The organism is Pseudomonas sp. TH31 (genome assembly GCF_016650815.1).
In the GTDB taxonomy this organism is placed as follows: Bacteria; Pseudomonadota; Gammaproteobacteria; order Pseudomonadales; family Pseudomonadaceae; genus Aquipseudomonas.
Genome location: NZ_JAEKEZ010000010.1, coordinates 386,963 through 399,892, shown reverse-complemented (window position 1 = coordinate 399,892; position 12,930 = coordinate 386,963). Strand labels below are relative to the sequence as shown.

The 12,930-nt window shown below is 59.3% G+C and carries 9 protein-coding genes; 4 read left to right on the top strand and 5 right to left on the bottom strand.

The window, feature by feature from the left end; genetic code table 11:
* The first annotated feature begins 86 nt into the window (after nt 1–86).
* Together JFV26_RS08430 and JFV26_RS08425 are read left to right on the top strand one after the other, a co-directional pair.
* Nucleotides 87–2,546, top strand: coding sequence for an EAL domain-containing protein (locus JFV26_RS08430; protein WP_201191419.1), 2,460 nt, complete (start codon nt 87–89; stop codon nt 2,544–2,546).
* A 79-nt stretch (nt 2,547–2,625) separates the two neighbouring features.
* Nucleotides 2,626–3,387 (top strand): TenA family transcriptional regulator, encoded by a 762-nt coding sequence (locus JFV26_RS08425; RefSeq protein WP_207203888.1) that lies wholly within the window; start codon nt 2,626–2,628, stop codon nt 3,385–3,387.
* Between the two features lie 120 nt (nt 3,388–3,507).
* On the opposite strand, the gene JFV26_RS08420 is transcribed toward JFV26_RS08425, so the two are convergent.
* The 5 genes from JFV26_RS08420 to JFV26_RS08400 form a co-directional block, all read right to left on the bottom strand.
* Nucleotides 3,508–4,434, bottom strand: a complete 927-nt coding sequence (locus JFV26_RS08420) for a GGDEF domain-containing protein (RefSeq protein WP_201191414.1) — start codon at nt 4,432–4,434, stop codon at nt 3,508–3,510.
* A 374-nt stretch (nt 4,435–4,808) separates the two neighbouring features.
* Entirely contained in the window at nt 4,809–5,549 is a 741-nt protein-coding gene (locus JFV26_RS08415) for a YciK family oxidoreductase (RefSeq protein WP_201191412.1), read from the bottom strand.
* 108 nt (nt 5,550–5,657) lie between these two features.
* Nucleotides 5,658–6,329, bottom strand: a complete 672-nt coding sequence (gene mupP, locus JFV26_RS08410) for an N-acetylmuramic acid 6-phosphate phosphatase MupP (RefSeq protein WP_201191410.1) — start codon at nt 6,327–6,329, stop codon at nt 5,658–5,660.
* A 4-nt stretch (nt 6,330–6,333) separates the two neighbouring features.
* Nucleotides 6,334–7,032 (bottom strand): bifunctional 2-polyprenyl-6-hydroxyphenol methylase/3-demethylubiquinol 3-O-methyltransferase UbiG, encoded by a 699-nt coding sequence (gene ubiG, locus JFV26_RS08405; protein WP_201191408.1) that lies wholly within the window; start codon nt 7,030–7,032, stop codon nt 6,334–6,336.
* Between the two features lie 56 nt (nt 7,033–7,088).
* On the bottom strand, nt 7,089–8,423 hold the full coding sequence (locus JFV26_RS08400; protein WP_201191406.1) for a TRZ/ATZ family hydrolase: 1,335 nt from the start codon (nt 8,421–8,423) through the stop codon (nt 7,089–7,091).
* Between the two features lie 108 nt (nt 8,424–8,531).
* Here JFV26_RS08400 and mtnA point away from each other — a divergent pair, with 108 nt between their 5' ends.
* Together mtnA and gyrA are read left to right on the top strand one after the other, a co-directional pair.
* Nucleotides 8,532–9,608 (top strand): S-methyl-5-thioribose-1-phosphate isomerase, encoded by a 1,077-nt coding sequence (gene mtnA, locus JFV26_RS08395; RefSeq protein ID WP_201191404.1) that lies wholly within the window; start codon nt 8,532–8,534, stop codon nt 9,606–9,608.
* Between the two features lie 475 nt (nt 9,609–10,083).
* Nucleotides 10,084–12,747: a DNA gyrase subunit A gene (gyrA, locus tag JFV26_RS08390; protein WP_201191402.1), complete on the top strand. Its 2,664-nt coding sequence runs from the start codon at nt 10,084–10,086 to the stop codon at nt 12,745–12,747.
* Nucleotides 12,748–12,930 lie beyond the last annotated feature (183 nt).

The following is a 12,930-nucleotide window of genomic DNA, read 5'->3' as shown; positions in this document are numbered from 1 at the left end:
CCTTGCGGGGAGAGGGAACGCCTCCTAGTCTTGCGGGAGCGGTCGAATCTGGATGACGATCAGGCAGTACCTATGCAAGGGACCTCATGAAGCCAAAACGGACTCTCGGAACGCCACGGTTGTTGGGCATTGTCTGGCCGTTTATCGCCGTCGTGCTGTTTCAAGCGTTGCTCGGTGGTGTCAGCCTCTATGTACTGTCTGCAGTCCGCGGCTATGTGGCCGGGGAAAGCTTGTGGTCAAAAGGCCAGAAAGACGCCATCTATTACCTCAACCTCTATGCCGACAGCCGCGACGAGGCGATCTTTCTCAAATACCAGAACGCCATTGCCGTGCCTCAGGGCGGGCATGAGTTGCGTCTGGCCCTGGACAAGCAGCCGCCGGACCTTGAAGCCGCACGGGTGGGGATCCTCAAGGGAGGCAATCACCCGGACGATGTCTCCAGCCTGATCTGGCTGTACCTGAATTTCCGGCATTTCAGTTATCTGGAAAAAGCTATCGATCGCTGGACTGTGGGCGATGGCTACCTGGTGCAACTTGATGACGTTGCGCGGGAGATGCACCAACGCGTGGTCGAGAATCAGGCCAATGCGGCCGATATAAAGCGCTGGAAGGATCAGATTTTCGCGATCAACGACGGCGTAACCCCGGCCGCCAAGGCATTCAGCGATGCGCTGGGCGAGGGCTCGCGGTTGATTCTGCGGCTGTTGCTGGTGACCAACCTGGCCACGGCGTTGGGGTTGATCGTGCTGGCGCTGCTGCGTACCCACAAACTGCTCAAGCAGCGGCATGCGTTCGCCGAAGCCCTGCAGTTGGAGAAGGATCGGGCGCAGATCACCTTGCAGTCGATTGGCGATGGCGTAATTACCACGGATGTCGAAGGGGCGATTGCCTACATGAACCCGGCCGCCGAGGCCATGACTCACTGGAAAGCCGAGCAAGCCACCGGGTTGCCCTTGGCGGCGCTGTTCAATCTGCTGGACGAAAACGCCCAGGCCGACGGCTTTACCTTGATCGAGCACATCTTGAGTGGCCAGCTCAGCGGCGGCAGCGAGCATTCCAAACTGATCCAGCGCCTGGATGGCAGCACCGTGTCGGTGACCCTGGTTGGCGCGCCGATCCGCAACGCTGGCAAGGTCAGCGGCACGGTGCTGGTGCTGCATGACATGACCCAGGAACGGCAGTACATCGCCAATCTGTCCTGGCAGGCCACCCACGACGCCCTGACCGGGCTGGCCAACCGTCGCGAATTCGAATACCGCCTGGAGCAGGCGCTGCACAACCTGACACGGCAGCCGGGGCGCCATGCCTTGATGTTCCTCGACCTGGACCAATTCAAACTGGTCAACGATACCTGCGGCCATGCGGCAGGCGATGAACTGCTGCGGCATATCTGCGCCTTGCTGCAATCCGGTTTGCGCGAAGGTGACACCCTGGCCAGATTGGGGGGCGACGAGTTCGGCATCCTGTTGGAGAACTGCGCACCGGAGCATGCGGAGAAAATTGCCGAGGTACTGCGCCAGACCGTGCAAAACCTGCATTTTGTCTGGAAAGGCCGGCCGTTCCTGACCACCGTCAGCATTGGCCTGGTCCATGTGGCGCAGACGCCCACCACGCTCGAATCCTCGCTGCGTGCCGCTGATATGGCCTGTTACATGGCCAAGGAAAAGGGTCGCAACCGGGTTCAGGTCTACCATGCCGACGACTCGGAATTGTCCCTGCGTTTTGGTGAAATGGCCTGGGTGCAGCGTTTGCACATGGCGCTGGAAGAAAACCGGTTCTGCCTGTACGCCCAGGAAATCGCCCCTTTGGGGCATGTCGAGCAGGGCGGTGGGCATATCGAAATACTGCTGCGCCTGCATGACGAGGCCGGGCGGATGATTTTGCCCGACAGTTTCATCCCGGCCGCTGAGCGTTATGGGCTGATGACGTCTCTGGACCGCTGGGTTGTGGAGAACGTATTCAAGATCATTGCCCAATGTATTGCCGAACAGCGCAAAGGCCCGTTGGCCATGTGTGCGATAAATCTGTCAGGCATTACTATCGGAGATGAGGCGTTCCTGGACTTCCTGCGTGAACAGTTTGTTACTTACGCTATTCCTCCTGAAATGATTTGTTTTGAAATTACAGAAACCAGCGCTATTGCGAATTTAGGAAGTGCAATCAGATTTATTAATGAACTCAAAGGTTTAGGTTGCCATTTCTCGCTAGATGACTTTTGCGCCGGAATGTCCTCGTTCGCTTACTTGAAACATTTACCTGTAGACTTCTTGAAGATCGACGGGAGTTTCGTAAAGGATATGCTGGACGACCCGATTAACCGCGCTATGGTCGAGGTGATCAATCACATCGGCCATGTCATGGGTAAACGCACCATTGCCGAGTTTGTCGAGACACCCCAGATCGAGCAGGCATTGCTCGAAATCGGTGTGGATTACGCTCAAGGGTATGTCATAGAACGCCCGCAACTGTTTACCTGCGACAGCTTGCAAAGTCGTCCCGCCAGGCCACAACCGCTGTTATTCAAGGCGCCTGGCACGTTCCGTTGAAATCTCTTGCTGATCCTTACAATCACAAATCAAAAGGAGCCGAACAGTGATCGACACATTCAACCGAACCGGACCACTCATGGAAGCCGCAAGTTATCCCGCCTGGGCTCAGCAACTGATCCAGGATTGCAGCGAGAGTAAGCGACGGGTTGTCGAGCACGAACTGTATCAGCGCATGCGAGATAACAAACTCAGCGCCAAGACGATGCGTCAGTACCTGATAGGTGGCTGGCCGGTAGTCGAGCAGTTCGCTTTGTATATGGCACAAAACCTGACTAAAACCCGCTTTGCCCGCCATCCTGGTGAAGACATGGCGCGTCGCTGGTTGATGCGTAACATTCGCGTCGAACTGAACCACGCCGATTACTGGGTGCACTGGAGCCGGGCTCATGGTGTCAGCCTGGAAGATCTGCAAGCGCAACAGGTTGCCCCTGAGCTTCATGCGTTGAGTCACTGGTGCTGGCACACCAGTTCAGCGGATTCGCTGATCGTGGCCATCGCCGCTACTAACTACGCCATTGAGGGCGCGACCGGGGAGTGGTCGGCGCTGGTCTGTTCCAGTGGCGTGTACGCGGCAGCCTTCCCGGAGGAAGATCGCAAGCGGGCCATGAAGTGGCTGAAGATGCACGCCCAGTACGACGATGCCCACCCGTGGGAAGCGCTGGAAATCATCTGCACCCTGGCGGGCATGAGCCCGAGCAAATCACTGCAAACGGAATTGCGCCAGGCCGTGTGCAAGAGCTACGACTACATGTTCCTGTTTCTGGAGCGCTGTATGCAGCAGGAGCTCGCGGAACGGGCGCCGGTAGTTCGTGGGCGGATGGCACTGGCTGAAAGCTAAAGGTCATCAAACCTTGTAGGAGCTGCCGCAGGCTGCGATCTTTTGATCTTGATCCTCTGCGGTCTCAAGGTCGCCAAAAGATCGCAGGCTTCGCCAGCTCCTACATGAGCCTTCACGGGCTCAGCCCGCCATTGCCAGGCGATTGCGCCCCTCGCGCTTGGCCACGTATAGCGCACTGTCGGCTCGGCGCAACAGGCTCTCGGCGGACTCGCCGGGCAGCAGGGTCGAACAACCCAGGCTAACGGTCAGCGCGATCAACTGGCCATCGGCGTGATAATCCTGAGCCTGGGCGGCAAACCGCAGACGCTCGCCGACCATGGCCGCCGCTTCCCGAGTGGTGTTGGACAGCAGAATCAAAAATTCCTCGCCGCCAAACCGAAACACCATGTCCACGTTGCGCAATTGGCCCTTGATCGAGGCGGCAACCGCTTTGAGCACTTCATCACCGGCGCTGTGCCCATGGCTGTCATTGACGCGTTTGAAGTGGTCGATATCGAGCATCAGCAACGACAAGGGCTGCAAATGCCGCCGCGACATGTCGATTTCCCGCTGCAGGGTCTGGTCCATGGCGACACGGTTGCCGGTATCGGTGAGCGGGTCACGCAAGGCACTTTGGGTTGCTGCGCGGTAGAGCAGGGCGTTACGCATCGGATAGAGCAGCGCAGACAGCAGCGACTCCAGGTTGCCCAGTTCCTGCTCGCTGAAACGCTGATTGCGGCGGAACACCAGTTCACCCAGATGTTCACCTTCATGGCTCAGGTTGTAGCTGACCGAATGATGACCGCGAAGACCAAACTCCAGCCGCAAGTCACTGGCCTGGTGCTGATAGCTCAGGGCATCGAGCGGTACCAGACGCTGAATTTCACGAAAAAAGAGCCCCAGAATGCGTTGCGGCTCAAGACTGGTTTGCAGCTTCAGGCTCAGTTGCTGACGCAATTGCGCAAGACTGACCGGCCGTTCCAGAAGAGGAGGCTGCTGACCAAAGCCCAGGCGTTGCAATTTGGCGCTATCGAAGTCAATTGCGTTGGTCTGGGAAGGTGATTTCATATGGCGTGAGCCCCTAAGCAGTAAGGCTGTCTTACAGGCTGGGTGAGAGCGGCTTTGGGCTGCGCGTCATACTGGTCCATCAGTCCCGTAGGACATTTGGTACGAGTCTAGTCCGCTTTGTCGAAGATTAGTAACCTACGACTCAGGCGCCGCTGCCAACTGCTTTCACACTGCGTGTCTGAACAAAATTAGAGCGAAAGTCGTGCCATTCGGTTCATTCGGATAAAAGCAGTTCTAAATCATTTGGTTAGAACGCTTTTGAGAAAGTGCCGCGCGGTTCGGCGGCATTTGTTTGACTTGAAAGGGCAGGAGTTACAGCGGTTGAAGCATGCCGCGGCAATAAAATGCCGCAGCACAAAAGCGACGCACGGCCGTTACTGGGCGTTGAATGCCTGACCGTTGATGCCGGTGCTGTCCGGGCCCATCAGGTAAAGGTAGACCGGCATGATCTCCTCAGGCGTTGGGTTGTTCTGCGGGTTTTCACCGGGATACGCCTGGGCGCGCATGCTGGTGCGGGTCGCGCCGGGGTTGATGCTGTTGGAGCGTACCGGTGCCACGGTGTCGACCTCGTCGGCCAGGGTTTGCATCAAGCCTTCGGTAGCAAACTTGGACACGCCATAAGCGCCCCAATACGCCCGACCCTTGCGTCCGACGCTGCTGGAGGTGAACACCACCGAGGCGTCCGCAGACAACTTGAGCAGCGGCAACAAGGTGCTGGTGAGCATGAACATGGCGTTGACGTTGACGTGCATGACCCGCATGAAGTTTTCGCCGGACAACTGCTCGATCGGCGTGCGCGGACCAATGATCGAGGCGTTGTGCAGCAGGCCATCAAGGAGGCCGAACTCGGTCTCGATCATCGCTGCGAGCTCATCGTATTGATGGGGCAGGGCGGTTTCCAGATTGAACGGGATCACAGCTGGCTGTGGGTGACCGGCCGCTTCGATTTCGTCGTAGACCTGAGTCAGGTTGGCTTCGGTCTTGCCCAGCAGCAGCACGGTGGCACCATGGGCGGCATAGGTTTTCGCGGCAGCAGCACCGATACCTCGGCCAGCACCGGTGACCAGGATGACCCGGTCCTTGAGCAATTCAGGGCGGGCGGAATAATCAAACATAAAAAACCTCAACAAATCAGAAAGCGAACCCTGTAGGAGCATGGCTTGCCCGCGATGGCGTCATCAAAACCGCCATCGCAGGCAAGCCTTGCTCCTACGAAAAGCGGATCAGCAGCTGCAGAGCGCGCTATCCAGAACCTTGCGCAACTCCAGCGGGTGATCCACCACCACATCCGCCCCCCAATGCCGCGGGTTATCGTCCGGATGGATATAGCCATACGTCACCGCGGCAGTCTTGGTGCCGGCATCGCGACCGGACTCGATATCGCGCAAATCATCACCGACAAACAACACGCTGGCCGGGTCCAGGCTGAGCATCTTGCACGCGAGGATCAACGGCTCCGGGTCGGGCTTGCTGTTCTTTACGTGATCCGGGCATATCAGCAGCGCAGAGCGCTCGGCCAGCCCCAACTGCTGCATGATCGGTTCGGCAAAGCGCAGCGGCTTGTTGGTGACCACGCCCCAGATCAGGTTGGCCTTCTCGATGTCGGCCAGCAGTTCGCCCATGCCGTCAAAGAGTTTGCTGTGAACTGCGCAATCCTTGAGGTAGCGCTCCAGAAACTCCAGACGCAATTGCTCGAACCCCGGTGATTCCGGGTCCATGGAAAACGTCACCGCGACCATCGCCCTGGCGCCGCCGGAAATCTCGTCGCGGATGTGCTTGTCATTCATCGGCGGCAAGCCGCGATCGGCGCGCATCGCCTGGCAGATGGCAATGAAGTCCGGCGCGGTGTCGAGCAGAGTGCCGTCCATGTCGAAGAGGACTGCTCTGATTCGCATCGGCTTACTCCTCGCGCAAGGTCTGGATCATGTAGTTGACGTCCACGTCGGCCGCCAGTTTGTAGTGCTTGGTCAGCGGGTTGTACGTCAGGCCGATGATGTCTTTGACGGTTAGGCCGGCCATGCGGCTCCAGGCTCCGAGTTCGGAAGGGCGGATGAATTTCTTGAAGTCATGGGTGCCGCGCGGCAGCAGCTTCATGATGTATTCGGCGCCGATGATGGCGAACAGGTACGCCTTCGGGTTGCGGTTGATGGTGGAGAAGAACACCTGGCCGCCAGGCTTGACCATGCGAAAGCAGGCACGGATCACGGAGGAAGGGTCCGGTACGTGTTCAAGCATTTCCAGGCAAGTGACCACGTCGAATTGCTCGGGCATTTCCTCGGCCAGGGCTTCGGCGGTGATCTGCCGGTATTCGACCGTCACGCCGGATTCCAACTGATGCAGTTGCGCGACCGCAAGCGGTGCTTCGCCCATGTCGATGCCCATGACGGTAGCACCGCGTTGAGCCATGGCTTCGCTGAGAATGCCGCCGCCGCAACCGACGTCGAGGACTTTCTTGCCGGCCAGGTTGACCCGTTCGTCAATCCAGTTAACCCGCAGTGGGTTGATGTCGTGCAGCGGTTTGAACTCGCTTTCACGGTCCCACCAGCGATGGGCCAGGGCTTCGAATTTGGCGATTTCGGCGTAGTCGACGTTGCTCATGGTTTAAGTCCTCTAAAACTTGAAAAATCCTGTTGCCCGGGTTTGAGCCGGGGTGCTTACGATTCGGTGTGGCCGCTGATGCGTTGGCCCCAGGCCTTGGCCGTGGCGCACAGTTGTTCCTCATCCAGACGCGTCAGGCGCCGGTCGTCGAGCAGTTGCTTGCCGGCGACCCAAAGGTGTTTCACGCAGTCGCGGCCGGTGGCGTAGATAAGTTGCGAAACCGGGTCGTAGACCGGTTGCTGTGCCAGGCCGGACAGGTCGAAAGCGACGATGTCGGCGGCTTTGCCGACTTCCAGCGAGCCGACTTCAGCCTCGATGCCCAGCGCGCGGGCACCGTTGAGTGTGGCCATGCGCAAGGCGCGGTGCGCGTCCAGCGCCGTGGCCGAGCCGGCGACGGCCTTGGCCAGCAACGCGGCGGTACGGGTTTCGCCGAGCAGATCCAGGTCATTGTTGCTGGCCGCGCCATCGGTGCCGACGGCGACGTTAACCCCGGCCTGCCACAGGCGTTCCACCGGGCAGAAGCCGCTGGCCAGTTTCAGGTTCGATTCCGGGCAATGAATCACATTGGTATTGCTTTCTACCAGCAAGGCCAGGTCTTCATCGCTGATCTGGGTCATGTGAACAGCCTGGAAGCGCGGACCGAGCAAGCCCAGGCGACCGAGACGGGCCAGCGGGCGTTCGCCGCGCTGCTCGATCGATTGCTGCACTTCGAAGGCGGTTTCATGGACGTGCATGTGGATCGCCGCGTCCAGTTCCTCGGCGATCACCCGGATTTTCTCCAGGTTTTCGTCGCCCACGGTGTAGGGGGCGTGGGGCCCGAAGGTTATTTTGATCCGCTCGTGGTGCTTGAGATCGCCGAACAGTTCGACGCCCTGACGAATGGCTTCATCCGCCGTGGCAGCACCTGGAATCGGGAAATCGAGGATCGGAATCGCGATTTGCGCCCGAATACCGCTGTTATGCACGCGCTCGCTGGCAACCTTCGGGAAAAAATACATGTCAGAGAAGCAGGTGATGCCACCTTTTAGCTGCTCTGCGATCGCCAGGTCCGTGCCATCGCGCACAAACGCTTCATCGACCCACTTGGCCTCGGCCGGCCAAATGTGGTTTTCCAGCCAGGTCATCAACGGCAAATCATCGGCCAGGCCGCGGAACAGCGTCATCGCCGCGTGGCCGTGGGCGTTGATCAGGCCGGGGCTGAGCAAAACATCCGGCAGCTCACGAATTTCGGTAGCGTTACACTTGAGTGCTTCGGCGCGCGGGCCGATAAACACGATGCGACCGTCGCGGATGCCCAGGCCGTGCTCTTTGAGGACCACGCCAGCGGGTTCGACGGGTACCAGCCAGGTCGGCAGCAATAATAAGTCGAGCGCAACGGCAGGTTTCGGCATCGAGGGTCGGTTCCAGTGCTTTTGTAAAGGATGGCGAAGTATACCCGAGCGTCTTCGCGGGGGGATCGCTATAATCGGCGGCTTTTGTTCATGAGTGCGGGGTATAGGATGCGCGATCGACTGTTGGCTGCGGAGAAGGTGAAGGCCATCGATTGGCGTGATGGCGCCCTGTACCTGCTGGATCAGCGGATTTTACCGTTCGAGGAAACCTGGATCGCCTACACCAGCGCCGCTGGCGTGGCCGAGGCCATTCGCTCGATGGTGGTGCGCGGTGCCCCGGCGATCGGCATCAGTGCCGCGTATGCCATGGTGTTGTCAGCCCGCACCCGAATTGCCGAGGGCGGTGACTGGCAGGCAGCGTGGGAGGAGGATTACGCGGTGCTGGCCGATTCCCGTCCAACGGCGGTGAATCTGTTCTGGGCCTTGAGTCGCATGCGTGACCGTCTGGATCGTCTCAAGGGAGATGCAGACCCTCTGGCGGCGCTGGAGGCGGAGGCCATCGCCATTCACGAAAGTGATCGCGAAGCCAACCTGACCATGGCGCAGTTGGGGGTCGACCTGATCCGCAAGCACCAGGGCAACGCCCAGGCGATCCTGACCCACTGCAACACTGGCGCGTTGGCCACTGGCGGTTTCGGCACGGCACTGGGCGTCATTCGCGGCGCGTTTATCGAGGGCATGGTCGAGCGCGTCTACGCCGACGAAACCCGTCCCTGGCTGCAAGGTTCGCGGTTGACCGCGTGGGAATTGGCCAATGAAGGCATTCCGGTAACCCTCAATGCTGACTCTGCTGCCGCGCACATCATGAAGACCAAGGGCATTACCTGGGTCATCGTCGGCGCCGACCGGATCACTGCCAATGGCGACGTGGCCAACAAGATCGGTACCTATCAACTGGCGGTAAGCGCCATGCACCACGGCGTACGGTTCATGGTGGTGGCGCCGAGTTCGACCATCGACATGAACCTGGCCAGCGGCGACGACATTCCTATCGAGGAGCGCGACGGCAGCGAGTTGCTGGACGTCGGCGGCAAGCGGATCGGGGCGGATGTCGATGCCTTCAACCCGGTGTTCGATGTGACGCCGGCGGACCTGATCGATGTGATCGTCACCGAAAAGGGCATCGTCGAGCGCCCGGATACCGCGAAAATGGCGCAGTTGATGTGCCGCAAGCGTCTGCATTAAGGATGACGTGATCGGCGTAGGAGCTGCCGCAGGCTCGGGCCGCGTTCGGACGATCTTTTGATCTTCTCGACGTTAGTCGGTGGCGCGCCCGAAAAGATCGTCCGAACGCGGCCCGAGCCTTCGGCAGCTCCTACGGGCCGGTGTTACCAATCGAATATCGGTTCTGGATGGTTAATAAAACGCCAGCCATTGCCAGCTGATCCTGGCTCTAAGCCTCTCTCGTCCCCGTTAAGCCTGTCATCGGTCAACTAACTATGCTCCATGCGCATCTGGGGGATAGGTGCGTGGCGGCTCTTGTGATAACATCCGGCGTTTTCCGAGGCACTCCCGCGGGGTTGTCTTTACTGCGCAAATCCATGGCATAAATTGTTGATTTGTCGTAAGTCGGTGCATGGCACTCAGCCTGCAGCGGCGAGCTTCGTTCGTCCCATATGGATGTGACGAAGTTTCACCAGAAAAAGGAATCGAGCTTCTCATGGGCGAACTGGCCAAAGAAATCCTCCCGGTCAATATCGAAGACGAGCTGAAGCAGTCCTACCTCGACTACGCGATGAGCGTAATTGTCGGGCGGGCCCTGCCGGATGCGCGCGATGGCTTGAAGCCCGTGCACCGGCGTGTGCTGTTCGCGATGAGCGAGCTGGGCAACGACTTCAACAAGCCGTACAAGAAATCTGCCCGTGTTGTCGGTGACGTGATCGGTAAGTATCACCCTCACGGTGATACCGCGGTGTACGACACCATCGTTCGGATGGCGCAGCCATTCTCCCTGCGCTACCTGCTGGTAGACGGTCAAGGCAACTTCGGTTCGGTGGACGGCGACAATGCCGCGGCCATGCGATACACCGAAGTGCGTATGACCAAGCTGGCGCACGAGCTGCTGGCTGACCTGCACAAGGAAACCGTGGACTGGGTGCCGAACTACGACGGCACCGAAATGATCCCGGCGGTCATGCCGACCCGTATTCCCAACCTGCTGGTCAACGGCTCCAGCGGTATCGCCGTGGGCATGGCGACCAACATCCCGCCGCACAACCTCGGTGAAGTCATCGACGGTTGCCTGGCCCTCATCGACAACCCCGAGTTGACCATCGATGAGTTGATGCAATACATCCCGGGTCCGGACTTCCCGACCGCGGCGATCATCAACGGTCGCGCCGGCATCATCGAAGCCTACCGCACCGGTCGCGGCCGTATTTACATGCGCGCCCGCTCGATGATCGAAGACATCGACAAGGTCGGTGGTCGCCAGCAGATCGTCATCACCGAACTCCCTTACCAGTTGAACAAGGCCCGCCTGATCGAGAAGATCGCCGAGCTGGTAAAAGAGAAGAAGCTGGAAGGCATCACCGAACTGCGCGACGAGTCCGACAAGGACGGTATGCGCGTCGTGATCGAGCTGCGTCGCGGCGAAGTGCCTGAGGTCATCCTCAACAATCTCTACGCCCAGACCCAGTTGCAAGCCGTATTCGGTATCAACATCGTCGCGTTGATCGACGGCCGTCCGCGGATCCTGAACCTCAAGGACCTGCTGGAAGCCTTCGTTCGTCACCGTCGCGAAGTCGTTACCCGCCGTACCGTGTTCGAGCTGCGTAAAGCTCGCGAACGGGGTCACATTCTGGAAGGTCAAGCGGTTGCCCTGTCGAACATCGACCCGGTCATCGCCCTGATCAAGGCTTCGCCGACGCCGTCGGAAGCCAAGGAAGCGCTGATCAAGACCGCATGGGAATCTTCCGCCGTCGTCGCAATGGTTGAGCGTGCCGGTGCCGATTCCTGCCGTCCGGAGACCCTGGACGAGCAATACGGCCTGCGCGAAGGCAAGTACTTCCTCTCGCCAGAACAGGCGCAAGCCATTCTGGAGCTGCGTCTGCACCGTCTGACCGGTCTGGAGCACGAGAAGCTGCTGGCCGAGTATCAAGAGATTCTCAACCAGATCGGCGAGCTGATCCGCATCCTCAGCAGCGCCACGCGCCTGATGGAAGTGATCCGCGAAGAGCTGGAAGTGATCCGCGCCGAATACGGCGACGTGCGCCGCACCGAAATTCTCGATGCCCGTCTCGACCTGACCTTGGGTGACATGATCCCGGAAGAAGAGCGCGTCGTGACCATCTCCCACGGTGGCTACGCCAAGACCCAGCCATTGGCTGCGTACCAGGCTCAACGTCGTGGCGGTAAAGGCAAGTCGGCCACCGGCGTCAAGGATGAGGACTACATCGCTCACCTGCTGGTCGCCAACAGCCACACCACGCTGCTGCTGTTCTCCAGCAAAGGCAAAGTGTACTGGCTGAAAACCTACGAAATTCCGGAAGCGTCCCGCGCTGCCCGTGGTCGTCCGTTGGTCAACCTGCTGCCGCTGGGCGATGGTGAATACATCACCACCATGCTGCCGGTCGATGAGTACACCGAAGGTCACTTCATCTTCATGGCCACCGCTAACGGCACCGTGAAGAAGACCCCGCTGGAATCCTTCAGCCGTCAGCGCAGCGTTGGTCTGATCGCGCTGGAGCTGGACGAAGGCGACGTGCTGATTTCCGCCTCCATTACCGATGGCGATCGCGAAGTCATGCTGTTCTCCGACGGTGGCAAGGTGACTCGCTTCAAGGAAACCGACGTTCGCGCCATGGGTCGTACCGCTCGCGGTGTCCGTGGTATGCGTCTGCCGGAAGGCCAGAAGCTGATTTCCATGCTGATCCCGGAAGAAGGCAGCCAGATCCTCACTGCTTCGGCCCGTGGTTTCGGCAAGCGTACAGCGATCACCGAGTTCCCTGAGTACAAACGTGGCGGTCAGGGCGTTATCGCCATGGTCAGCAACGAGCGTAACGGCCGTCTGGTCGGTGCCGTTCAGGTGCTCGACGGCGAGGAAATCATGCTGATTTCCGACCAGGGCACCTTGGTTCGTACGCGTGTCGACGAAGTCTCCAGCCTGGGGCGTAACACCCAGGGCGTGACCCTGATCAAACTCGCCAGCGATGAAACGCTGGTCGGTCTGGAGCGGGTTCAGGAGCCGTCGGAAGTCGAGGGCGAAGAGCTTGAAGGTGAAGCAGGTGAAGAGGGTGCAGTGTTCGACGGTGAGGTCGTGATCGACGACGCTGTCGAAGACCAGCAACTTGACGCCGCCGCCGACGAAGAACCGCAGGAATAAGTGGACAAACAGGGGGGCGGATGAAGATTCGCCCCTTCTTGTTTCTCCTGTTTGAATATGGAATGTAGGACCCGTAGGAGCTGTCGAGTGAAACGAGGCTGCGATCTTTTGATCTTGCTTTGTAGGATCCAGGAAAAGATCGCAGCCTCGTTTCACTCGACAGCTCCTACGGGATTTCGGGAT